At 33.1% G+C, this 25,287-nt stretch carries 24 protein-coding genes; 10 read left to right on the forward strand and 14 right to left on the reverse strand.

All coding sequences use genetic code 11. The annotated features are described in order from the left end of the window. Positions 1-49: 49 nt before the first annotated feature. From fabG to CJ739_RS17130, 8 genes are all read right to left on the reverse strand, one after another. Entirely contained in the window at positions 50-796 is a 747-nt protein-coding gene (fabG, locus tag CJ739_RS17095; RefSeq protein ID WP_117177511.1) for a 3-oxoacyl-[acyl-carrier-protein] reductase, read from the reverse strand. Positions 797-947: 151 nt separating this feature from the next. Next, positions 948-1,820 (reverse strand): succinate--CoA ligase subunit alpha, encoded by an 873-nt coding sequence (gene sucD, locus CJ739_RS17100; protein ID WP_117177513.1) that lies wholly within the window; start codon positions 1,818-1,820, stop codon positions 948-950. Positions 1,821-1,893: 73 nt separating this feature from the next. Next, a complete protein-coding gene (locus CJ739_RS17105; RefSeq protein ID WP_117177514.1) occupies positions 1,894-2,832 on the reverse strand; it encodes a UDP-3-O-(3-hydroxymyristoyl)glucosamine N-acyltransferase in 939 nt (312 codons plus the stop codon). Between the two features lie 66 nt (positions 2,833-2,898). Continuing rightward, positions 2,899-3,465, reverse strand: a complete 567-nt coding sequence (gene efp / locus CJ739_RS17110; protein ID WP_117177516.1) for an elongation factor P — start codon at positions 3,463-3,465, stop codon at positions 2,899-2,901. A 128-nt stretch (positions 3,466-3,593) separates the two neighbouring features. After that, complete coding sequence (gene lpxA, locus CJ739_RS17115) at positions 3,594-4,379, reverse strand: acyl-ACP--UDP-N-acetylglucosamine O-acyltransferase (protein WP_117177518.1); 786 nt, start codon at positions 4,377-4,379, stop codon at positions 3,594-3,596. 38 nt (positions 4,380-4,417) lie between these two features. Continuing rightward, positions 4,418-5,824 carry a bifunctional UDP-3-O-[3-hydroxymyristoyl] N-acetylglucosamine deacetylase/3-hydroxyacyl-ACP dehydratase gene (locus tag CJ739_RS17120; protein ID WP_117177520.1) on the reverse strand — a complete coding sequence of 469 codons (1,407 nt, stop codon included), beginning with the start codon at positions 5,822-5,824 and terminating at the stop codon, positions 4,418-4,420. Next, entirely contained in the window at positions 5,815-6,837 is a 1,023-nt protein-coding gene (gene lpxD / locus CJ739_RS17125; RefSeq protein ID WP_117177522.1) for a UDP-3-O-(3-hydroxymyristoyl)glucosamine N-acyltransferase, read from the reverse strand. The genes CJ739_RS17120 and lpxD overlap by 10 nt, the downstream gene beginning before the upstream one ends. Positions 6,838-7,138: 301 nt before the next feature. Next, on the reverse strand, positions 7,139-8,365 hold the full coding sequence (locus tag CJ739_RS17130; protein ID WP_117177524.1) for an HD domain-containing protein: 1,227 nt from the start codon (positions 8,363-8,365) through the stop codon (positions 7,139-7,141). A 97-nt stretch (positions 8,366-8,462) separates the two neighbouring features. Here CJ739_RS17130 and porX point away from each other — a divergent pair, with 97 nt between their 5' ends. The 4 genes from porX (at position 8,463) to CJ739_RS17145 (ending at position 11,350) form a co-directional block, all read left to right on the forward strand. Further along, a complete protein-coding gene (porX, locus tag CJ739_RS17135; protein ID WP_117177526.1) occupies positions 8,463-10,016 on the forward strand; it encodes a T9SS response regulator signal transducer PorX in 1,554 nt (517 codons plus the stop codon). Between the two features lie 85 nt (positions 10,017-10,101). After that, positions 10,102-10,515, forward strand: coding sequence for a tRNA (adenosine(37)-N6)-threonylcarbamoyltransferase complex ATPase subunit type 1 TsaE (gene tsaE / locus CJ739_RS17140; RefSeq protein WP_442914936.1), 414 nt, complete (start codon positions 10,102-10,104; stop codon positions 10,513-10,515). A gap of 195 nt (positions 10,516-10,710) precedes the next feature. Then, a complete protein-coding gene (locus tag CJ739_RS20415) occupies positions 10,711-10,854 on the forward strand; it encodes a hypothetical protein (RefSeq protein ID WP_162880256.1) in 144 nt (47 codons plus the stop codon). Further along, on the forward strand, positions 10,817-11,350 hold the full coding sequence (locus tag CJ739_RS17145) for a hypothetical protein (protein ID WP_117177530.1): 534 nt from the start codon (positions 10,817-10,819) through the stop codon (positions 11,348-11,350). Before CJ739_RS20415 ends, CJ739_RS17145 begins: the two co-directional genes overlap by 38 nt. Here CJ739_RS17145 and CJ739_RS17150 read toward each other — a convergent pair. Beyond that, the gene (locus tag CJ739_RS17150) at positions 11,347-13,779 is read right to left on the reverse strand and encodes an outer membrane beta-barrel family protein (protein ID WP_117177532.1); all 2,433 of its coding nucleotides are present in this window, start codon (positions 13,777-13,779) and stop codon (positions 11,347-11,349) included. The two genes, CJ739_RS17145 and CJ739_RS17150, sit on opposite strands and share 4 nt — an antisense overlap. Positions 13,780-14,371: 592 nt before the next feature. Between CJ739_RS17150 and CJ739_RS17155 the strand changes: the two genes are divergently transcribed. The 3 genes from CJ739_RS17155 (at position 14,372) to CJ739_RS17165 (ending at position 16,740) form a co-directional block, all read left to right on the forward strand. Next, positions 14,372-15,571: an alanine dehydrogenase gene (locus tag CJ739_RS17155; protein ID WP_117177534.1), complete on the forward strand. Its 1,200-nt coding sequence runs from the start codon at positions 14,372-14,374 to the stop codon at positions 15,569-15,571. A 198-nt stretch (positions 15,572-15,769) separates the two neighbouring features. Next, positions 15,770-16,144 (forward strand): hypothetical protein, encoded by a 375-nt coding sequence (locus tag CJ739_RS17160; RefSeq protein WP_117177536.1) that lies wholly within the window; start codon positions 15,770-15,772, stop codon positions 16,142-16,144. Beyond that, complete coding sequence (locus CJ739_RS17165) at positions 16,144-16,740, forward strand: sugar transferase (RefSeq protein ID WP_162880257.1); 597 nt, start codon at positions 16,144-16,146, stop codon at positions 16,738-16,740. Before CJ739_RS17160 ends, CJ739_RS17165 begins: the two co-directional genes overlap by 1 nt. Before the next feature lie 94 nt (positions 16,741-16,834). Here the strand turns inward: CJ739_RS17165 and CJ739_RS17170 are convergent, their stop codons facing one another. From CJ739_RS17170 to CJ739_RS17190, 5 genes are all read right to left on the reverse strand, one after another. Next, a complete protein-coding gene (locus CJ739_RS17170; RefSeq protein WP_117177538.1) occupies positions 16,835-17,104 on the reverse strand; it encodes a hypothetical protein in 270 nt (89 codons plus the stop codon). Positions 17,105-17,188: 84 nt separating this feature from the next. Continuing rightward, positions 17,189-17,752 (reverse strand): hypothetical protein, encoded by a 564-nt coding sequence (locus CJ739_RS17175; RefSeq protein WP_117177540.1) that lies wholly within the window; start codon positions 17,750-17,752, stop codon positions 17,189-17,191. A gap of 216 nt (positions 17,753-17,968) precedes the next feature. Next, positions 17,969-19,753, reverse strand: a complete 1,785-nt coding sequence (locus CJ739_RS17180; RefSeq protein WP_117177542.1) for a patatin-like phospholipase family protein — start codon at positions 19,751-19,753, stop codon at positions 17,969-17,971. A gap of 310 nt (positions 19,754-20,063) precedes the next feature. Further along, positions 20,064-20,540: a hypothetical protein gene (locus CJ739_RS17185; protein ID WP_117177543.1), complete on the reverse strand. Its 477-nt coding sequence runs from the start codon at positions 20,538-20,540 to the stop codon at positions 20,064-20,066. A gap of 231 nt (positions 20,541-20,771) precedes the next feature. Continuing rightward, positions 20,772-20,981, reverse strand: a complete 210-nt coding sequence (locus CJ739_RS17190; RefSeq protein WP_117177545.1) for a helix-turn-helix transcriptional regulator — start codon at positions 20,979-20,981, stop codon at positions 20,772-20,774. Positions 20,982-21,174: 193 nt separating this feature from the next. On the opposite strand from CJ739_RS17190, the gene CJ739_RS17195 reads away from it, so the two are divergent. The 3 genes from CJ739_RS17195 (at position 21,175) to CJ739_RS17205 (ending at position 25,117) form a co-directional block, all read left to right on the forward strand. Further along, a complete protein-coding gene (locus CJ739_RS17195; protein ID WP_117177547.1) occupies positions 21,175-21,366 on the forward strand; it encodes a hypothetical protein in 192 nt (63 codons plus the stop codon). A 615-nt stretch (positions 21,367-21,981) separates the two neighbouring features. After that, complete coding sequence (locus CJ739_RS17200; protein WP_117177549.1) at positions 21,982-24,315, forward strand: AAA family ATPase; 2,334 nt, start codon at positions 21,982-21,984, stop codon at positions 24,313-24,315. Between the two features lies 1 nt (position 24,316). After that, complete coding sequence (locus tag CJ739_RS17205; protein ID WP_117177551.1) at positions 24,317-25,117, forward strand: HNH endonuclease; 801 nt, start codon at positions 24,317-24,319, stop codon at positions 25,115-25,117. The last annotated feature ends 170 nt before the right edge of the window (positions 25,118-25,287 follow it).

Genomic DNA, 25,287 nt, shown 5'->3' on the forward strand with positions numbered 1-25,287 from the left:
TATAACTTTGGTTTAAATAGATGAGATTCCTGCTTTCGCAGGAAACAGATTAGGTTAACATGCCTCCGTCAACATGAAGCGTTTGTCCTGTAACATAGGCACTCATGTCGCTTGCTAAAAACACGCATGCATTAGCAACATCTTCCGGTGTACCACCACGTTTTAATGGGATTCCTGCACGCCATCCTTTTATGGTTTCTTCATCAAGTTTTGCTGTCATTTCGGTTTCAATAAAACCTGGAGCAACCACGTTGCTTCTTATGTTTCTGGAACCCAATTCTAAGGCTACTGATTTTGAAAACCCTATAATACCCGCTTTAGACGCTGCATAATTGGTCTGTCCTGCATTTCCTTTTACACCAACAACCGAACTCATATTAATAATAGAGCCTTTACGCTGTTTTAGCATGGTTTTTTGTACTGCCTTGGTCATATTGAAAACCGATTTTAAGTTGACTTCAATAACGGTATCAAAATCTTCTTCGGTAATACGCATTAATAAGTTATCTTTTGTAATACCGGCATTATTGACCAATACATCAATACTACCAAATTCCGCCACGACATCGTCTGCTAATTTTTGAGCTTCATCAAAGCTAGCGGCATTACTTTTATAGCCTTTAGCTTTTACGCCTTGCGCTATTAATTCTTTTTCAAGTTCGTTAGCAGCCTCAACAGAACTACTATATGTAAACGCAATATTAGCACCTTGGGCAGCAAATACTTGTGCAATCCCTCTACCAATACCTCTACTGGCTCCTGTGATGATGGCCGTTTTTCCTTCTAATAATTTCATCTATAACTTATTTTAATTTTTTATTGAACACTTAATATGGATAGTTGGTTATTTCTTAAATTCAAATATAGCAAATACATATTTGAGTTCCTTGCAACAAATAAAAAACCTCACAAATTATTGCGAGGTCTTTCAAATATTTTAAAATATTTTAAGCTAAAACTTCAGCTACTTTTTTACCTATTTCGGCAGGAGAATCTACCACGTGGATACCACAAGCTCTCATAATTTTCTTTTTTGCTTGCGCCGTATCGTCACTTCCGCCAACAATAGCACCGGCGTGCCCCATGGTACGTCCTGCAGGCGCCGTTTCACCAGCAATAAATCCTACAATTGGTTTTTTGCTACCGCTTGCTTTATACCAGTTTGCAGCGTCTGCCTCTAACTGACCTCCTATTTCACCAATCATAACAACCACTTCTGTTTCTGGGTCGTTAATTAACAGCTCTACTGCTTCTTTAGTCGTCGTTCCAATAATTGGATCGCCACCAATACCAATAGCCGTTGTGATTCCTAAGCCTTGTTTTACAACTTGGTCTGCCGCTTCATAAGTTAACGTTCCTGATTTAGAAACGATACCTACCGTGCCTTTTTTGAAAACAAACCCTGGCATAATACCAACTTTGGCTTCACCTGGCGTGATAACTCCCGGACAGTTTGGTCCAATTAAACGACACTCTTTATTTTTTATATAATTTGAAGCTGTTATCATGTCGGCAACTGGAATACCTTCAGTAATTGTGATGATCACTTTAATACCTGCATCAGCAGCTTCCATAATAGCATCGGCAGCAAAAGCAGGTGGTACAAATATAATGGTTGTATCTGCCCCAACTTGCTCTACAGCATCTTTTACTGTATCGAATACAGGCTTATCTAAATGTGTTTGACCACCTTTTCCCGGTGTAACGCCACCTACAACGTTCGTTCCGTATTCAATCATTTGACTTGCATGAAACGTTCCTTCACTACCTGTAAATCCTTGAACTATTATTTTTGAATTTTTGTTTACTAAAACACTCATTTTATATTTTTTATTTTGAATAAAGCTGCACAAAAATACTTTTTTTGCTCATACTTTTAGCAGCATTTTATATTTATTTTTTAGATTTTATAAACTGTAATATATCGGGTATTTGTTTGATGTTTGCCATCTCTTTCATTTCAGCTCTAGCTTCTTGTGCTGGTGTTCCCCAATAGGTTTTATGACCCTCCAATGATTTACTAATACCTGTTTGTGCATGAACTACCGCTTTTTTGCCAATGGTTACACCACTTGTGCAGCCTACTTGCCCCCAAATGGTCACTTCATCCTCTACAACAACACAGCCGGCAATGCCAACTTGTGACGCGATTAAACACTTTTTACCTATAACGGTATCGTGCCCAATTTGTATTTGATTATCTAATTTAGAACCTTCTTTTATGGTCGTATCGCCTGTAACACCTCTATCAATGGTACAATTAGCGCCAATATCGACATGGTCTTCAATAACTACACGTCCGCAAGATTTTAACCGATCAAAACCTTCTGGTCTTTTTTTGTAATAAAAAGCATTGGCACCTAAAACAGTTCCTGAATGAATAGTCACATGATTACCAATAACAGCATCATCGTAAATACTCACGTTGGAATGTATAGTGCACCCCTCTCCAATGACCACATGATGTCCAATAAAACAATTGGGCTGTATTACTGAATTAGCTCCAATGATGGCAGAATCGGAAATATTGCTAGTAGCAATATTGAATGGTTTAAAATGGTCGGAAAGTTTATTGAAATCCCTAAAAGGATCATCGCTAATTAATAATGCTTTTCCGTCAGGACAATCTACTTCTTTATTAATTAAGACAATAGTAGCTGCAGAATTCAACGCTTTATCGTAATACTTGGGATGATCGACAAACACAATATCACCAGGTTCTACAACATGGATTTCGTTCATTCCCAATACAGGGAAGTTATCGCTACCAACAAAACTGCAATCAATTAATTGAGCAATTTGTTTTAAGGTATGGGGGTTGGGAAACTTCATTTGTTCGTTTAGCCGTTTAGCCGTTGCGTTGTTTAAATAAATAAACAAATCAACAAATAAACATCATTACTCTTTTACGCGTTCTTTGTAAGTTCCTTTTTCAGTTTCTACCTTAATTTTATCGCCTTCGTTAATAAATAATGGTACGTTAACAATAGCGCCTGTTTCAACCGTTGCTGGTTTTGTTGCATTGGTAGCGGTATTACCTTTAACACCTGGCTCGGTAGCTGTTACTTCTAAAATAACACTTGCGGGCATTTCTACAGAAAGCGGCATATTATCTTCGGCGTTTATGATTACGGTAACTATCTCACCTTCTTTCATTAAGCCCGGACTATCTAAAGCAGATTCTCGAAGTTGAATTTGCGTGTAATCTTCCGTATTCATAAAATGATAATATTCACCATCATTGTATAAAAATTGAAATTTGTGGGTTTCAACACGTACATCCTCTAATTTATGTCCAGCAGAAAAGGTGTTGTCCAGCACTTTTCCGTTGGTAACACTTTTCATTTTTGTTCTCACAAACGCAGGGCCTTTACCTGGTTTTACATGTAAAAATTCTATGATTTTATAGATGTCGTTATTATACCTAATACATAATCCGTTTCTAATATCACTTGTATTTGCCATTATATTGTTTATTATAAAGTTGTAATGTTTAAAAGGTTAAAAGTTGAAAGGTTAATTTTATATGAAAAATTTTAAAATAAGTAAAGTTCCATGAACTATAGATGTCTAACTTCTTTTATCTATTTAATTTAATTGGATTTAAAATACCCTTTCATAATACCACGTTGCGAGTCTTTTATAAATTGAAGGATTTCATCACGCTCTGGAGTGGCTTCCATTTCGGCCTCCATGATTTCGGTCGCTTGTGTATTGTTGTAATTTTTTTGGTATAGAATTCTATATATATTCTGAATTTCCCTAATCTTTTCAGTTGAATAGCCACGTCGTCTTAACCCAACAGAATTTATACCAACATAGGATAAAGGTTCTCTAGCAGCTTTAACAAAAGGCGGTACATCTTTACGAACCAAAGACCCACCTGTTACAAAGGCGTGGTTTCCCACCGATACAAATTGGTGAACAGCTGTCATACCAGCTAAAACCACATAATCGCCAATGGTTATATGTCCTGCGAGTGTGCTGTTATTAGAGAAAATACAGTTATTACCGACGATACAATCGTGCGCAATATGGCAATACGCCATAATTAAACAATTGTTGCCAATAACTGTTTTCATTCTATCTGCCGTACCTCTGTTAATAGTAACGCATTCTCTAATAGTTACATTGTCACCTATTTCTACAGTCGTTTCTTCATCGTTATATTTTAAGTCTTGTGGAACAGCTGAAATGACTGAACCAGGGAAAATACTGCAATTTTTACCTATGCGAGCACCTTCCATAATGGTAACATTGCTACCTATCCAAGTGCCTTCACCTATAGTTACGTTATTATATATGGTGGTGAAAGGCTCTATTACAACATTTTTTGCAATTTTAGCACCTGGATGCACGTAAGCGAGTGGTTGATTCATTTATTGGTTTTTATTTTAATAAATAAAAAAAAGATTAATTATTTTACTTTAGATATTTGTGCCATAAGTTCTGCCTCTGCACAAAGTTTACCATTCGCGTATGCATAACCTTGCATATGGCAAATACCTCGGCGAATTGGTGTTATTAACGAACATTTAAAAATTAAAGTATCGCCCGGTACTACTTTTTGTTTGAACTTAACATTGTCCATTTTCATGAAAAACGTCAGATAATTTTCTGGATCTGGAACGGTATTTAAAACTAAAATACCACCCGTTTGCGCCATAGCTTCTACAATTAAAACCCCCGGCATTACAGGAGCCCCAGGAAAATGACCGGCGAAAAATGATTCGTTCATGGTCACATTTTTTTGAGCAGTGACATAAGTATCTGTAAGTTCGAAAACTTTATCTATCAGCAAAAATGGTTGGCGGTGTGGCAACATGGCCATAATTTGGTTTACATCCATTAAAGGCGTTTGGTTCAAATCGATATTTGGCACATTATTGCGACGGTCGTTCTTTATAAGTTTTGAAAGTTTTTTAGCAAATTGTGTGTTTACAAAATGCCCCGGTTTATTGGCTATCACTTTGCCTCGTATCCTGGTACCTATAAGAGCTAAATCTCCTAAAACATCCAAAAGTTTATGCCTAGCTGCTTCGTTTGGGTAATGTAATGTTAGATTGTCCAATATGCCGTTTGATTTTACGGCAATAGTGTCTTTTTTAAAGGCTACTTTAAGTTTTTCCATGGTTTCGGTTGATAATGGTTTATCAACATAAACGATGGCGTTATTTAAATCACCTCCTTTAATCAATCCATGTTGAAGAAGCATTTCAATTTCGTGCAAAAAGCTAAAGGTACGTGCATTGGAAATTTCATCTTTAAAATCTGAAAGTTGATTGAGGGTCGCGTTTTGGGTCCCTAAAACCTTCGTGCCAAAATCTACCATAGTCGTAATTTGGTATTCTTTTGAAGGCATCACTAATATTTCACTGCCTGATTCTTCATCAGTATATGAAACAATATCTGTTATTACGTATTCTTCTCTACAAGCATCAAGTTCTACAACTTCGGCTTTTTCTATAGCTTCAACAAAAAATTTAGATGACCCATCCATTATTGGAGGTTCGGAAGCATTAAGTTCTACAATAGCATTATCAATATCCAAACCAACCAAAGCTGCCAATACATGCTCAGAAGTTTGTATAACAACCCCATTCTTCTCTAAGCAAGTACCACGTTGTGTATTTGTTACATAATTGGCATCTGCTTCAATAAGAGGCATACCCTCTAAATCAATACGCTTAAAAGCTAATCCTGTATTGGCTTCCGCAGGTTTAAATGTTAATGTTACATTTTTTCCTGTATGTAAACCAACACCTGTTAAAGAAACTTCTTTTTTTATGGTTTTTTGTTTTATTTCAGTAGTTACTATTCCCATTTATTTTTCTCTAAATCATTAATATTTCTAACAATCTTAGGTAAGTTCTTAAAGTGAACGTACGATTTATTATAGTCAGCTAATGCAAGTGCCGGAGAGCCTTGAAGCACTTCGTTATCTTTTACATTTCTTGCAATGCCAGATTGCGCTTGGATTTTTACATTATTACCAATAGTGACATGTCCGGCGATACCCACTTGCCCCCCAATTTGACAGTTATTCCCAATTTTAGTGGAGCCAGCAACACCCGATTGCGCTGCAATTACAGTGTTTTTACCAATTTCAACATTGTGTGCAATTTGAATATGATTATCTAACTTGGCACCTTCCCGGATAATCGTGGACCCCATAGTCGCTCTATCAATAGTTGTTACAGCGCCAATATCGACATAATCCTCAATAATAACATTCCCTGTTTGTGGAATTTTGTTGTAGCCTCCTTTTTCATTTGGTGCAAAACCAAAACCATCCGATCCAATAATAACACCGGAATTTATAACACAGGTATGACCTATAATGGTTTCTGAGTAAATTTTTGCTCCAGAAAAAATGATGGTGTTATCACCAATAACCACATTTTCTCCAATATACGTATTTGGAAATATCTTAACATGATTTCCTATTTTAACATGATCGCTTATATATGAAAAGGCCCCAATATAAACTGCGTCGCCATAATGGGCAGACTCTGAAATATAAGAAGGTTGCTCAATACCCACTTTACTAAGTTTTATAGAATTGTAATATTCAAGAATCTTTGAAAAGGCTAAATACGCATCATCAACTTTAATTAAGGTTGTTTTAAGGGCATTTTCAGGAACAAAGGTTTTGTTTACAATAGTAATTGAAGCTTTGGTACTATATATATGGGGGGTGTATTTCGGGTTTGCCAAAAACGTTAAAGAACCTTCAAAACCTTCTTCAATTTTAGAAAGTTTTGATACTTCAGCATTTGGATTTCCTACAACATCACCATCTAAAATCCCTGCTATTTGTTGTGCTGTAAATTTCACACTTTAAAGTTTATTGTATTATTTAGAGACTGTCTAAGCTTTATCCTTTGGTTCTTTTATGTGTCTTGTTCCGCCATATTTCAGCTATTTTTCGGTCCGTAACTATGGCTATGAACCACAAAATACCTTCGCCTAACGAAAAAATACATTATAAAACATTCCAAAAACAAAATTTAGATAGGCTCTTAGTTTTGTTTGGCAAAAATAGGAAAAATGTCCTAAACTTTTTCAATTGACCTTCTTATTGTTAACGGCTGAATAACAATTGCTTAAAATACAAAGTAAATAATTGTTAATAAATTCAATTGGCTATTACCTCTTTTGGGTAACATATATAGTATTTCGTTACGGGTTTTGACAAAGCCTTTAAATTAAGCTGATCGGATACTTTAACGATATCTTGAACCTTACCTGATTTATGCAATATATTGATGCCTTTATGGTTGTTTTGGTATGCCTGGTTTGAAATACTGCCCTTAAACACAAAATAGGCGGCTTCGCTTTCTGTAATGCCGTATTTTGAAACCAACTTATCCAGATGCTTTTGTAAATCTTTTTCTTTGACAGGTTTGTTCTTTAATTTAATAGTAAGCAAATTTCTGTTGATTATCATTTCACATAAGTGACTCAACACAAAATCGGAATCAAATTGCCAATGCTTCATGGCAGAAATAATATCAAAATCATCCAATTGGGAAAAAATAGCGAGTGTTTTTTCATTAAAATCATCTATGGAAATTTTATTTTCCAAAAAATATAACAAAGGTTTGCTTGCTTCCAATGTATGGTGATTGTTGTGTAGCTCTTTGGCGCGTTGTAACACGCGAATTAATAATTGTTCGGCAGCCAATGCTGTTTTGTGCAAATATACTTGCCAATACATAAAACGTCTGGCTATAAGGAATTTCTCTACACTGTAAATGCCTTTCTCTTCCACCACTAATTCATCGTTCACTACATGTAACATGGTAATTAATCGTTCGCTATTCACATTGCCTTCTGCAACACCTGTGTAAAAACTATCACGTTTTAAATAATCGGCTCTATCCATGTCAAACTGCCCTGAAATAAGTTGACACATAAACTTTCTGGGGTATTCTCCTTTAAAAATTTTAATGGCAAGCGTTAAACTTCCGTTAAATTCTTCATTTAAACGTTCCATAAAAAGCAAGGAAATTTGCTCATGGGATACGGTTTCAACAATACTATGTTCCATGGCGTGGGAGAAAGGACCATGGCCAATATCGTGCAATAAAATAGCGGCATATAAACCCGTTTCTTCTTCGTTGGAAATGGCTACTCCCTTAAAACGAAGTACATTAACGGTTCTTTGCATTAAATACACACAGCCAATGGCATGATGAAACCGGGTATGATGCGCCCCTGGATATACTAAATAAGACATCCCCATTTGCGTAATTCTTCTTAGACGCTGAAAATATTTATGTTGTATTAAATCGAAAATAAGGGAATTAGGAATCGTAATAAATCCGTAAATTGGGTCGTTTAATATTTTAAGTTTGTTCAAACTTTAAAAGTTAAGGTTTAATAGACACAAATATAATTATATATAATAAAGACTATACTACGAACAAATTAAAATTAATACTTATTAAAATATATAAATGAATACAATAAAAATACTTTGGGTAGATGATGAAATTGATTTATTGAAACCCCATATATTATTCCTGCAACAACGAAACTATACCGTTACGACCTGCAAAAGTGGTACGGAAGCTATCGAAACCCTTGAAAGCGAAAATTTTGATATTGTTTTTTTAGATGAAAATATGCCGGGACTTACAGGTCTTGAAACTTTAAACGAAATAAAGGAGAAACAAGACAACCTGCCTGTTGTAATGATCACAAAAAGTGAGGAAGAATATATTATGGAAGAAGCAATTGGCAACAAAATAGCCGATTACCTAATAAAACCCGTAAATCCAAACCAAATTCTTTTAAGTATCAAGAAGAATTTAGACCATTCGAGACTTGTTTCAGAGAAAACAACATCCAACTACCAACAAGAGTTTAGAAAAATAGCCATGGATTTAGCCATGGTTAATTCTTATGAAGAATGGGTAAGTCTTTACCAAAAGTTGATTTATTGGGAACTCCAACTTGAAAATATTGAAGATGCAGGCATGTTTGAGATTCTGGAATCCCAAAAAAATGAAGCAAACATTCATTTTGGTAAGTATATCGAGAAAAACTATGCGAAATGGTTTCAGAAAAACACGGAGGCGCCCATTATGTCGCATACACTTTTTAAAGAAAAAGTGGTGCCAGAGCTAAGTAAAGACCAGCCTACCCTATTGGTTGTTGTAGATAATTTAAGGTACGACCAGTGGAAAGTCTTTGAACCCATCATAAACAACCATTACAAAAAGGAAAAAGAAGAAGCCTTTTTTAGTATTTTACCAACAGCAACGCAATACGCTAGAAATGCTATTTTTTCCGGACTCATGCCTAGTGAGATGGAAAAGCTTTTTCCTCAATATTGGAAAAATGACACTGATGAAGGGGGGAAAAATTTACATGAAGAAGATTTTCTAAAAACACAAACCAAGCGCCTGGGATTAAACCATTTAACTTATGAGTTTCATAAAATAACCAATTTAAAATCAGGAAAAAGATTGGTTGAAAACTTCAAAACCTTAAAGAATAACGATTTAACCGTTATTGTCTATAACTTTGTAGACATGCTTTCACACTCGAAAACCGAAATGGAAGTCGTAAAGGAATTAGCATCTAATGATAAAGCATACCGCTCGTTAACGTTAAGTTGGTTTAAAAACTCGCCCTTATTGGAAATGATTCAACAGGCACAACAATTAGGTTTTAAGTTGATACTCACTACAGACCATGGCACTATCAACGTCAAAAACCCTTCAAAAGTTATTGGAGATAGAGACACCAGTTTAAACCTGCGTTACAAAACCGGTCGTAGCCTCACCTATGAAAGTAAAGACGTTTTGGTTTTTAAAGACCCTAAAGAAGTACATTTACCTTCAATAAACATGAGCAGCTCTTATATTTTTGCAAAAAGCGACCTGTTCTTTGCCTACCCTAACAACTATAATCATTATGTAAGTTACTTTAGAAACACCTATCAGCACGGTGGTGTTTCCTTAGAAGAAATGATCATTCCATTTGCTGTTTTCAATCCAAGATAATCCATGTAATACCAAAAACACCGATAAAATACGCTTTTTATTAGTTTTTAATAGTTTTTATTCGTAATATTGCTGACAAAATTACGTGACGTTGGAAATAGATTATCAACTAATTGATTTAGATACTGTTGTAAAACAACTATTAAAAAAGTTAAAAACCAAAACCATCTTATTATATGGTGATATGGGTGTTGGAAAAACGACTTTAATAAAGAAATTAGTAAAAGAATTAGGGAGTCATGATGAGGTGAGTAGTCCAACGTTTTCTATTGTTAATGAATATGAATTAAAAAATGATAAAATCTTTCATTTTGATTTGTATCGGATTAAAAATTTAGAAGAAGCCTATAATTTTGGTATTGAAGATTATTTAGATTCCAATCATTGGATTTTAATAGAATGGCCAGATGTGGTAAAACCTATTTTAAACAATGATTTTGACATGATATATTTAGAGTTATGCTCTAAAAATAGTAGAAAATTAACTATAAAGAATTAACTAAAAACCAAGCAAAAAGCCATAAACAATCCAGTTAAAAAACGACAGAACATATTGAATTTTATGTCATTACGGGAAACCCACAACGCAAAATTCAAAAAAACCTGATTTTAACATTTTTTTAACATTTTAATACATTCTTCAGATTAGTCTTTATTTACATTTGGGTAATTAATTAATTAAATCCCTAAAAAAATGAAAACTAAAAAGTATTTAATCGCTATGGCGATTTTCGGAGGAATGTTGTTTACTGTTTGTGCAGCAAATGCATTTAATCAAGATGGACAACACACAGCAAAAGTTGAAAAAAACGAAATCCAAATTCCAGCAAAGGGATAATAATTCGTATGTCAAATCTTTAATTATAGGTAGTGTAATTGCTACATTTATAGCAATTACACCCTATTTATTTTATTTATATGAAAGTGTTCCAAACGAGCAAGTATGGAGCACTTTTTTATTTACTTACGATAGTAAAGGTTATGGTTCTGCTAATCTTGCTATGTGGGTTCTTACAAGTAAAGCTATTCCTGTTTTTTTATTATTGATATGGTTCTTTACATGTAGACACTGGTGGTATCACGTCTTATTAGTACCGATAGCCATGTATGTGTATCAAATATTTGGTATTTTTAATGAAAACTTAACTTATATAGATGAATTTCAATTAATTTATATGGTTCCTGTTATGGCAATAATAATTCCGTCTATTTACTTGATTAGAGCTAGAATATTTAACAAGATTAACGATGTTAATAAATCTCTTGAGGAGTTAGAAGAAGAATTTAGAGTATCACCTAAAAACTTTTGGGAAAAAATTAAACAGTATTTTTAATTGCTATTGGAATTTAATCGGTCGCGCTCATCTAAATCAATTTGTTTTTGGTTGTTTTTGAGATGGGAATTTCCAAATTTATAATTAAAACCCAAAGTAAATAATCGGTTTTCTAATCTGGAAATTAAATAAGCATCTTGATTTAAATATTTAGTTGTTGTATTAAAGTTTTGTGTATTAAACACATCAGTATAACCAATACTTATGGAGGCTTTATCTTTCCATAATGTTTTTCTTAAGCTTAAATCAAGCCCATGTCTGCTACTTACATTTATTGGACCATCCAATAATGGCGATATGTACAAATAAGCGACATCCAAAGTGAAACTCTTGTCTTTTAACAAAGTGAAATAATTAACTACATTACCATACAAAGACCACTTGTCTATTTTTGTTAATTGGTTACCGCTTTCTAATGCAAAAAACTGATTTTCATAATAAAAAACGGAAGCCAATACATATAAATTCCAACGATTAGCTAATTTTGTATAGGTTGTAAAATCTAGTCCGTACGATATACTGTTGTCTATATTTGTATTGATGTATTTAATAACATTTTCATCATTATCTTGAAATATTATTTCCAAAGTGGGATCGTTTTCATACCTGTAATAAAGCTCAAAAGTATAATCTTTGTTAAACGTATAGCCTAAAGTAAAAATATCGTCTACTTGAGGCTTCAAATTGGGGTCTCCAGTTATATACGTTTTATCATTTAAAAAATATTTAAAAGGGTTTAATTTACTATATCGTGGGCGATAAATCCGTTTGTTGTAACTAAAATAAACGTCATTATGTTCATTCAATCGATGCAGTAGATAAAACGATGGAAAAAGCTTTATATAATCTTTATGGTTTATGGTGTTGGTAGATAAAGAGTTTCCTGTAATATCTGTGTATTCAATACGAACGCCCGATTTTAAACTCCAGTTTTGCCAATCTTTTGAGTAACTGCTGTACGCCGCATAATTAACTTCTTCATACAAAAACGTATCGGAATTCTGCAAATCCACTACTTTTTCCCCATCTTCAAAAATATATTGGGTTAAAAGGCTTTCAGAATTTATATTGGAAATTTTAGCGCCTGCTTCAAATTGAGCTGAGCTATTGATAGGCAGTTCATAATCTAATTGTCCTGTATATAATTTTATTTTTTGGCTGGAAAATGTTTGAAAATTATTGTTTCTAAACGCCACAGGGTCATTTGGTAAAAAATATCCTGTTTTCACATCCTGAAAACTCGAAAAATCATAATTGGTGTGATGCGTACCAACTACTAGTTTTTCTCCTTCTTTTTTGAATTTATGAACATAATCTAACGTAAATGCCATGTTAATAGTTTCATCAACCAATCTGTTTATAGTGTTAAAAGTGGAGTCTAAAACATGGTTTGCATTATAAACTTCTGTCAAAGAATTAACAAATGTCTTTGTGTGTTCTCTTGGAGCTAGTAACATAGTTGTTGAAAACCCTAAGCTATTGTTATCATTAAGTTCATAATCAATAGTAGCATTTATATTGTGATTGGATGTTTCCCGTGTTCTTTTAAAATCGGTTTCCCAGCTGGACGTTGTTTGGTTGTTTTCTATAAAGTTAATAAACTCGCTGTTATGTCTATAATCCTTTCGTGGGCTATTATTGTAACCTATATAAGTATTTAGTTTTTTTGTTTTAAAAAAATGACTGGTGCCAAAGGCGTATTTAGGATATTCACTACCCTGTTTGTAATTCCCAAAAACACTCCCGTTATAGCCTGCTATAATATTTTTACTGGTTATTATATTCAGTACCGCACCTCCTTCTGCCTCATATTTTGCAGGTGGGTTTGTAATGACTTCAATGGACTTTATATTATTGGCCGATGTGCCTTCTAAAAGTTGTTGGATTTCATTGGCTGATAAATGCACTTTTCTGTCATTTATATAAATTGTTGGAGTTGAATGTTTTATAGTAATGGCTCCATCATGTACCAATACGCCTGGGGTGTGTTTTAAAACATCCAATACGTTATTGTTGGAAAGTGTTGAGTTTTCGACGTTAAAAACCAAACGATCTACCATACGTTTAACAGTTGGTCTTTTGGCAACCACCGTAACACCATCCAACGTTTGGATTTTTTCCTTAAGAATGATGACGCCCAAATCCAAGGTTTTATCGACATTGAACGTGCTTTTACTTTCTTCAAAACCTAAATAACTTATTGTTATAGTGCAATGATTAGGTTTTAAATTTTTAAATTGAAAAACACCCTCTTCATTGGTTGTTGTGCCATCAATAAAAGTAGTAGTATCTTCACTATATAAAACAACATTTGCAAACGGAACAGGTAAATTGCTTTGATCTACAACACGACCTGTTAAAATAATATCTTGTGTAAAGACTAATAAGGGCGATAGATATAGGAAACAGGTGAATAAATTTTTGAACATAAACTTGTATCTGTTTGCAAAAGTATAAATTTATACTAATTATCTATCAACTACATGGGTTTTTAAGCTTTTTAGTTAAGTACACAACAAAAATTAAAACGTAATAAGATTAATAATGAATAATGAATAATTAATGTCAGTCTGAGCGCAGTCGAAGACCTTTCAATGATGAATAAACGATATAAAAAGAAAATAGAGTAAAGAAAATAGAATATAGACCGTTGTACGTTGTAAAAATAGCTTCGACAAGCTTGACAAAAAGGTTTGTTATTAGCCAGTAGTCATTAGTCAAGAACCAAATAAACAATGAAATGGTTCAACGAATAAACAATATAGAATAGTCATTATTCAATAACAAATAGTCACTAGTTAGTGGTCAACAACCAATTATACGGTTCAACGATTAAACAAATAAACAATAGTCATTATTCAATAATAAATAGTCAATAGTTAGTGCTTTTTCGTTTAAACACACTAATGTAATTAAATACATAAATTAAGTATCGTATAAAGTCTAAAATAATTATTTTTGGATTGTGTCAATGCAATAAAAAATTTATTTGTAATTTGATTATTTTTAAAATAAATAACCATGGCAAAACAATTGTCTCCTTTTACGAAACAACAACTCTTACCACAAGAAGAAACCCTTGAAATATTTAAACGTAAGGGAGAATTATTTATAGGAATTCCTAAAGAAACGGCTTTTCAGGAAAAACGTGTTTGTTTAACCCCCGATGCCGTTTATGCCATTGTTAGTAATGGGCATAGGGTGTTATTGGAATCTGGTGCTGGTGATGGGGCCAACTTTAGCGATAAGGACTATAGCGAGGCTGGTGCCGAAATCACCAACGACACCGCAAAGGTTTATGCTTGCCCCATGATACTTAAAGTAGAACCACCAAGTCTAGAGCAAATAAAACTTATCAATCCGCAGACCATTTTAATTTCTGCACTCCAGATTAAAACCCAAACAAAAAGTTACTTTGAAGCCCTAGCTTCCAAACGGATTACAGCATTGGCGTTTGAATTTATTAGGGATTCAGATGGCACCTATCCTGCAGTAAAATCCTTAAGTGAAATTGCAGGTACGGCATCGGTACTCATTGCCGCTGAATTATTATCAGACACCAAAGGAGGCAATGGCTTAATGTTTGGGAACATTAGCGGTGTACCGCCATTAGAAGTGGTTATTTTAGGCGCAGGAACCGTCGGTGAGTTTGCATCAAGAAGCGCTATTGGTTTGGGCGCCAATATAAAAATATTCGATAATTCCATTACCAAATTAAGACGGATCCAAACCCATCTGGGACGACCGCTTTTCACTTCCACCATGCAACCAAAAAATTTAAATAAAGCTTTAAAACGCTGTGATGTGGTTATCGGTGCCGTAAGAGGAAATAACAGATCACCTATTGTCGTTTCTGAGGCTATGGTACAATCCATGAAAAAAGGAGCTATTATCATCGATGTGAGTATTGACACCGGAGGCTGTTTTGAAACCAGTGAGGTCACAACCCACAAACAGCCCACCTTCATAAAACATGGTGTGGTACATTATTGTGTGCCAAATATTCCTGCCAGATATTCTCGTACAGCCTCAGTATCAATCAGTAATATTTTTACGCCTTACTTATTAAAAATTGCTGAAGATGGTGGTTTGGAAAATTCCCTTCGATTTGATAGAGGTTTAAAAAATGGGTTGTACTTTTACCACGGAATTTTAACTAGTAAATCTGTTGGTGCATGGTTTGGTTTAAATTACAGCGATATTAATTTGATTATTTTTTAAACAAGCCACCTCTATAACATTTCTATTATTTTAAATGAAACATCCATAGCTCTAGGGCATGATTATGGATGTACCATCTGACCATTAAAAAACAAGTAATATACACAGATGAAACATCCATACTAAAAATACATTTAGCACACGGATCATGATTATGGATGCACCATCTGACCATTAAAAAACAAGTAAAGTATACAGATGAAATTAATTCAGCGTATTGGTTATTATCTGGGAGGTTTTTCCCTAGGATTAATCATATTAGCATTCTTTTTAAACGGTAAAAAAACATCGTGTAGCTACGGACCCGATGCACGCGTATTAAAAAATATTCGATTAAAAAAAATTGAATATTTAGATAACACGCAATCTCAATTGCACAACAATAATTTAGATTCCGTTGCGGTGAATTATGTGCTAAGAAAAGGAAACATTAACTTTTCCGAAAGCAATGCTAGACAAGAACCCTGTGGCGTTTATACGGTGGAAGGCGATTACAATGAAAAGGAACTAATATTAACCGTTGAAAACTGCGATAGCATTGCCACTATAACAAATCTTAGAATAGCCAATTAATGATAGCTAAACGTTTGTTTGATGTAATATGCGCTATTATTGGTTTAATAATACTGGCTCCTTTTTTATTACTCATTTCCATACTTATTAAATTAGATTCCAAAGGCCCTATTCTATTCATACAAGGGCGTGTTGGAAAAAACAATAGAGATTTTAATATTTATAAGTTTAGAACCATGCGTATCCAATCGGAAAGCAAAGGATTGCTGACTTTAGGAAACCACGATTCCAGAATCACCAAAGTAGGCTATGTGTTGCGCCGCTATAAAATTGACGAATTCCCACAGCTCATAAATATTCTAAAAGGAGACATGAGCTTTGTAGGGCCCCGGCCAGAACTTCGCTATTATGTAAATTTTTATAGTGAAGACGATATGAAAATTTTTGAGGTGCGTCCAGGCATAACGGGACTAGCCTCATTAAAGTACAGAAACGAGGTAGAACTTTTAAAAGCTGCCGAAAATCCTGAAGAATTCTTTATAAAGACCATCATTCCAGATAAGTTAAAATTCAACAAAGAATATATTAAGAAGAGAAACTTCTTCTTCGATTTAAAGCTCATCTTCATAACCATTATCAAGGTGGTGACCAAATAACGCTTTCGCGTGTTGGATGTCATACTGAGCTTGTCGAAGCATTTTAAATTAGCCATCGCTTAACTTTATGATAAACCCTTTTTATTAAAAATGATTATACTATTGATAGAATTTTTTTGCCTATCTTGATGATAGCGCCACCCACTTTCTCAATATTTTCAATAAGCTTTATCTTTTTTTCTTTATCATCAATATCAAGGTTGATTATTTTTAATAATTCTTCGAGTTCAACTCTATCAGCTTTTTTAGGAAATAAAGTTTGTACCTCTTCAGATGTCAATATGGTTAAACTTGATATCTCATCTGCAAACGCTTTTTTGGTTTTGTCACTTGCAAGTTTACCTACATTCGATTTTTTAGCCATTTTATAAAAGTTATATTTGTTAAGAGACTGTTTAAGTTTTATCCTTTGGCGCTTTTATGTGCCTTTAAACAGTCTCTAAGAATATCAATTAAAGTTTTCTAATTTGTTTTTCAATTTGCTCTTAGCATTCTCAAGTGCATCATCAATGGCATCCAATGACAAACCAGGCTTTATTGAACTTAGCATGGTATCTATTGTTTTACGTTGGGAATCATTTAATTTCTTGAGGCTATCAATCCAATTCCCCGTGGTTCTATGTAAGTCAATGGCATTTTTGTATTCTAAGATGATTGATGTTTTTAAATCAAATCTGATTTTTTCAATGGGCAAAATCTGCTCTTGGTATTCCGCTACTAAATCATTGTACAACTTAGGGAAATCATTTTCCTGGTTATAATCCCTACCATTTAATTCTTTAAAAGACGCCATCCAATTCGTACGATACACAAGACCATACTCATTAAAAAAGAAAGATTCAAACACTAAAATTTTCTGATCTACATACGCATCTACCATAGCTAAATGTGAAACTTTAAGTGATTCTATTATTTCTAATTCCTTTAAATGAACCTTTGTGATTTCTGGTGGTATTGAAACACAACTGGAAGTTACTGCAAGAATAAAAAGGCTAAAAATTATTTTCTTCATGAAGTTTGAATTAAATTAACATGCGTTCGATAAGCTCCACTATTAATTAATGGAGGTTGTTAAAATCAATATTTAATAGGTTTCGACTGCGCTCAACCTGACATCAGTTGTTAGTAAATATAAAAATAAAGTGTGATTTTTCCTAAAAAATAAACAAAATATCTACACTCGCCAATAGCCATTAGTCAATAATCATTAAACAATAGTCAATAGTCCTCACATCCCGCGTTTTGCAAAATCTTTTTCAATAGTTGTCATGGCCCACTTGGTTATTTTTTTTGAAAGCTTACTAATAACAAGACCTTTGACTAAACCCCACAACCAACCTGATAATTTATCATTCAATTCAGCCTTTAAAATGGCTTTCACGCGATTTCTTATTGGTTTCTCTAATCTCCCGAAGGCTTTTTTATCTAATTTAGGAAAATCTGGAACCTCGTAACTTGAAGGATTTGCATCATCATTAGGATCCAATTTAGTCACATCAGGGATAATGGGCATGAATATTTTTTTTGTACCGTCCTCTTGTTTAACTATTTTTCTAAACTTTTTAACCGCCTCTTTACTCACATTATAAAATAGATTGTTTGGATCCTCTTTATCATATTCCATGAATAGAATACCTCTCAAAAAATTCTTTGCGTTTTTACGTCCGAGAAAAAAATCATGCTTCCTGAACTCTATATCTATAAAACCACCAAAACCGCCAATCCCACCGGTAGCCAAAGGTGGATGATCGACCTCTTCAAGCTTCCCTAATTTTAATTTTCTAGGAAATGCCATAAGCTTAAATAATCCTATCCCATAGGTGTCATGATGCTTGTTACGAGCTTGGTTAAGAATCGTCGGGATTAAACCACCAATAACATCCATGATCGTGTTTTTTTGGTAGTTAGGGGTATCATACAAGATCTCATTTTCGAAGTTTGGAAAAGGATCGATTAAGAGCGTGCCGTATTTTGGATTGACAGGATCTTCAGTACCATGATTTGCCACCAGACATCTTAAAACTTCATCAAAAGGTTCGTTATTAATGACACCACCATCTACAGCCGTAAACTGAAAATTTCTTTCCGTACCCAACTTCAATTCAATATCCATTTGAGCGTTAAAAGCCTTCCGTTCTTTTAAACTATTACGAACGTATGCCGTAGGAAATCCCACATCAAAGTAACGCGGTGCGAGTCCTACAGGAAAAGCGCCAGTCGCTTTTGTGACTTTGATTAAAAAATCGCGATTTGATTTTAATGCTTTACCAGAGGCATTCACCGGGTTTTTGGTAAATGGACGAAATGGTAAAAACTTGTTTTTATCTGCTATCTCATCATATTTTAATTTGAAATGCGCCACAATATCGTGATTGCTGATATGATGCCCAGGCGTTGAATCCAGGAACTTTGATTTTATTTTGCTGAAGTTCACTTTATAATCCAAAGGACGCAAGCTTGTAACCGTCAGTAACACCCTAAGGTCTTTGGATATGTAATTGGGAAGATTATTAACAGAAGCATCTTCGGGAAGCAACTCAAAAACCTGTTCGGCAATCCTGTCGATTGGTTTTGAATTCAATAATGACGGTGCCGATTTGTTATCATGGAGGTCGTCATTGGAAAGCATCTTTTCAAAGGTCGTTTTTCCTGTTCCTCTACCATCATACAGGCTGTCATCATCATCAAGAAACACCCAACTGTCATAAAGAATATTACCGGTTTTGGTGTTTGAAACGGCTCTTACGGGTTTAATTTTCCCTGAACAAAGTGCCAACGTTGTAATCATACTCACCATTCCTCCTGCCGAAGCACCTCCTATGGCATCAATAATAACATCGTGATTGGGAATGGGGCTCTTCGGATTCGTTTCATTTTGCTTTTTAGCATCTTCCCATGCAGATAGTGCCTCTAGTATATAGTCCATAAACCCGGCAGTATAAGCGCCGGCAGAAACAGCACCAGCCATGGTTAGACCTAAATGAAATGTGTTGGATTTTGACTTTTTACTCATGGGTCGATAGGTAGTTTGTATCCAAAAAGAGTGTTTAGTACTGCTTCCATTATGGTGTATGATAAAGCGTTTATTTTTTTCATTTCTCCAACACTATAACATGGGCTCATATAAGTGTCTTCGACAAGCTCAGACAGACAACACTCATATTATTAACTCGTCGTCATGCCGAGCCTATCAAAGCATTTTGCTGATATACTAATATCTTTTTGCTCTATTTAAAATCGCATATTCTACATTAGTCTATATTCTATTTTCTATTCTCTATTTTCTTTTTAGCAGTCTTGAATCCTGAATCTTGAACCATTACCTACCCCTCACGTTCCTTCAATATCTTTTTAATCCTCTTAGAAGGTTTTATGTGGTTGTCGGCAACAGCGCAATAGTCAACCAGCAGTTTTTCTGCATGGTTATGGATGTCGCCATCAGGCAATGCGTCACCAGTGTGTTCTAGCACCACTTTAGACAGAGCCGCCATATAAAGCCCAAATAACTCATCACTTCCTTTGGTTAATTCTGTTGCGTTTGCTCCAATAGCGAACGTGTAATCCGGTGTGCCCATCATCCAATTCAAAATGTATTTTGTGGCGTTTAATCGGTCTAATTCAGCGGCATTAGCGGGATGGCTAAACAAATAATTGGCACATAAGAGTACCTGACTTTCGCCAGTTTTATAGCTTTCCGGGGTTTTAAATTCATAATTGGCTAATTCACTAAAGTTTTGTGCCAAAGAGACCTGGCAAGCCAGAACCATACTGGCAACAAGAATAAGGATGATTTTTTTCATGGTTTGTTGGTTTCGATGTTTGAATACTTTAAAAGACTTCTAGGAGTCCCTATACCAAATATCGAAATAAAAAGTGAGAATTTATAATAACAAACCAATATTTTGTAAAAAAATAACCGTGATTTGGTTTGTATTTTCTTAAAAAGAGGTGGTGCTTCGCTCCTATTTTTGGCTGGAGTTTTGTGGGAGCGCCTATATAGCGGCTATATTTTAATGTAAAATATAACCATGTTATTCTTTCGTTGAAACCAATAACATTCTAATATCCACATCTAAGATTTCTGCTATCTTTTTTAAATCTTTTAAATGTGGTTGTGATTTATTATTGCAAAATGCCGTTACTGAAGTCGTACTTTTTCCAAGTGCTTCCGCAAGCCAAACTTGTGATTTTCCTTGAATGACTAAAACTTCTTTTATTCTATTTATTCTCTCTACTGCCATAATTATTGATGTATTCTACCTTAAATATATAGCACATACTTATTAAAATATAAGTTTAAATTATTTTTTTTTAATATAAACTTGTGTTTTTGAGTTTTTATTTATAAGTTTGAATTAACTTTGTATAAGTTTAAATTATATAAACATAATCTTTACTTAATTATTTATTGTTAATAACTTTATTCCAAATTTTATGCCTTATCCTAAATACACCAAAGCCGATCTTGAGAAAATCGTATATACGCAATTAGAAAATTTAAATGCTATCCACGACTTATTACGCATTATGAAAATTCAAAACGAATTAATTGAAAATGCAAACAAGCGATTAAAAGATGAAATTAGTGACTTTAAGATGCGGGTTGATCATGGGGATACAAAATGAGAATTGTTATTTAGTATTATTGGGAAGTGGTCTTATTTTGATTTGTGTTTTTTAAAAAGGGTGGTGCTTCGCTCCTATTGTTTTGGTTGGTGTTTTGTGGGTCGCCTACATCTATGGAACCTGAAATTAAACAAGGAGATTACATTATTGCACAAAGAAAATCGACAGCATAAATGGAGATATTATAGTATGTGTGAATCAAGAAGTAGCAATAATTAAAACATACTTTAAATAATGACAAGTAAGTAATCCTTCATTCAATAAATTCTGTTAAATACAAACCGTTTATTGCTAATCTAGATTTTAAAATTGAAGGAGTTATAAGGAATATATTAAATACTCTTAATCGAATGAGACTATGAAATACTCTCTGATGTAGTTTTAAAGGTTTATATGGTTTAGTTCAATTTCTTAACATAGAACAAGAAGAAACATAAATCTACAATTTAAAGTCCTATCCTGTTCATTTTATAATTGTATTATTCTTAGGGGTAATTGTATTTGTATAGTCTAATAGTAAAATGTTCTTTATCTGCATAAAAGATTTAGTATATTGCAAAGCATATTATTTATATATTTAATCTGACATAATGGCTTTAATTAAAATTCAATAAGATGGCACAAATTAATCTAGCAAATAAGAATTTAGTTCAATGGCCTGAAATCCCAAATAATATTACTGATATTAGGATTCAGAACAACAAATGCACGGAGATACCAGATTCTATTGAAAAACTTAAAGGACTTACTCGAATTATTGCTGATGGTAATAATATTACAAAAGTATCAGATAAGATATTACTGCTTCCAGCCTTTCAAGATCTGCGTCTTCATAGCAATAAATTGTTAGATATACCTAATGTAATATATGGTATCAAAAATTTAGCCATACTAATTCTAGGAAAGAATCTCATTACTAAAATTCCGAGTGAGATAAGTAATTTAAAAATGCTTACGCAATTACATCTTCAAGATAATTCAATAAATTCTTTGTCAAAAGAAATTGGACAGTTGTCGAATTTAACACATCTTTATTTGGACAATAATCCCATAGAATTTCTGCCACATTCAATAAAAGATTTAAAAAAATTAGCCCTTTTAAGCATACATGGTACAAAATTACCTATTCCACCAAATTATACACCCCAAACACCAGAGAACACAATCAAGTATGTCTTAGAAAATCAAATTGATGCTGATGAACCTATCATATCCTTTACAAATGCCTATATTTTCAAAAACATTCAGAAGCAAATTATTGAATCTAAATTTAAAGAAGTTATAGATTCATATTCTCAAGAAATTGATGTGAATTTTAAAAATATTAATTCTATAGATCAAATTAGCAAATCAATTAGTATTATATTTTTTCTAATCACTTACGATTCACATTCTGACAAAAAATTAGTACATCAATTACTTGAAAAATGTCAAAAACTTAAATTGAATTATTATATACTGCTTCAAAGTAGTGTTATTGAAACAAATATTAATTTTATCAATTTGGAAGTTGGTAATTTAATTGAATCAAATAGACTAGATATTCAAAAAAAGTACAAGGGCAGAATACTAGATTTTAGTTCATATGATGAATTAAAAGGGAATATATTTTCAGCACTAACTCAACACTCTCCTAAAATTAGATTAAATAAGTTAGTTCTTACTAACATTGGACATTTTAAAAATAAAATTTTAAGATTTGATGAAAATATCACTTGCTTAGTAGGAGAAAATGGAACAGGGAAAAGTACAATTTTGAGAGCATTAGCGTTAGGAGCTATAGGTGGTAAGCATCCTAGTTTAGACAAGAAAAAACTTCAACCTTTTTTAAGAATTTCTGGAATTGATTCAAATGGAAATACTATTTATGAAAATGGATTGATTGAATTAGAGTACTCCATCGATGGTGAGATCTTTAAAAATGAGATTACATTTCAGCCTATAGATGATGGTCGAGATTTTAACGTTAATGGCACTACTGATTCTGAAATTTTATCTGGGAGATTTAATTTGAAATCGTTGATAGTTGGTTTTCCTCAATTAAGGAGTGAAATAATTGAAAGTAGTATTCAGAAAACGAACAAGGTCACTCAAGCTCATGTAAATGATTTAATTCCATTGATTTATTCTAATGAAGAAGATAATAGGTTGAATTCTTTTATTAGTTGGATTGTTAATTTAGATGTGGAAGGTCTACAACAAGGAAAAGAAAAAATTAATAATAAGCGAGCCATCGTTGATAAAGTATTTGAAATCATATCTGAAATTACCAAACATGACATAAAATATATTAAAGTAAAAAGTGCTTCGCCACCCGACGTATGGGTTTCTACATTTGATTCACCCAAAGGAGTGCCATTAAGCATGGTAAGTCAAGGGTTTAAAATTATTATGAGTTGGGTAGGTTATTATTTGGAAAGAATGATTACATCCTTTCCTGCTTTGGGTACAAATGAAGCTATTACTCAAAATGCAATATTAATTCTAGATGAAATAGACACTTCAATACACCCAAAATGGCAATCAGAATTTATTAATATTTTAAGAAAGAATTTTACTAAAACTCAATTTATTTTCACAACTCATTCTCCTTTAATTATTTCAAGACTAAATAAGGAACAAATACTAGAGTTTGAAGTTAGTGATAATAATGAGATAAACCTTCTAGCAAATCAAACAGACACTTGGTCCTTATCTTATAATGATATTTTACATAAACTTTTTAATACTGTTGAATTGCCACCACTTTATAATCTTGACCAATTAAACAAATTACTTGAGAATACTCCTAAAGAGGATTTTGAAACGAGAAAAATAATACTAGAAAATATAGACACTTTAAAAGAAAGCTCTTCTTTCAATGAATCAATTAAAAAATATGAAGATTCTCTGAAAGAAAAGCAAAATGAATTAAATGCATTAATAAAAAATTTAAAATCAAATACTTAATATGCATTTTTTTAATAGGAATTTATTTGTAGGTTCGCCTACCAAAGAACTTGAAGAATTAAATAAAAAAGAACAACCAAAGTGGCTTTTATACAAATCTTACATTAAAGAAAATCAAGAATATAGAGATAACCCAAAAACGATAATAAAGCCTGACCAGGTAAAAATGCCCTCAAATTATTGGAATAGTGATAGTATTCGATTGCCTTTAATTACTTTTTTTGAAAGCAACTGTGGTTATTGTGGTATTTATTGTGATAAAAATAATGATGGAGAAGTCGACCATCATTTCCCAAAAGAATTAGACGAAAAAGCTGAAAAAATATATTTATGGGATAATTATGTATGGTCATGTCATTCCTGTAATAACAAAAAGAGGAATCACTCACCGTTATTAGATCCTTGCCAAAAGCATGAAATGGGTTGTATAATTTTTTCACCAACTACAGGGAATTATGATATTAATTTAGAGGCCTCGGTATCTGCCGATATAATTGAAAAATATGAACTAACAGTCATTTATACGTTTATTAATGGTAAAAAAAGACCAAATTCAAGAAGATTAATTTATAAACAAATGCTAAACCAGCATATGCAAATGCTTAAGACATATTATAAATTACTACCTTTGTTAGTTGAAAACACTCCTGAATTTGATTTAATACAAAAAAGTTTATTGAATGAAGAAAATGAGTTTAGAGAATTTATAAATGAAGGAAATTATTTAGCATTAAAAAGATACATTTTTAATCTATATAAAAGTTCATATTCTATTCCTTATAATTTCGAATACTTCACTTAAACTTTAATATATTTCCCATTCCACACACATTCCACTACGCTCCTATCGTCGTTTCGTAAAAAGAGTGTTCCATTTGCATTGTAGAAGAAACTTTTGAGAAGAAAAAATAGAGAAAATTAAGTATTAACCTTTCGCTATTACCAAAGCTCAAATTACTTTTCTAATAATTT

This window comes from Mariniflexile sp. TRM1-10, assembly GCF_003425985.1.
Lineage (GTDB): Bacteria > Bacteroidota > Bacteroidia > Flavobacteriales > Flavobacteriaceae > Mariniflexile.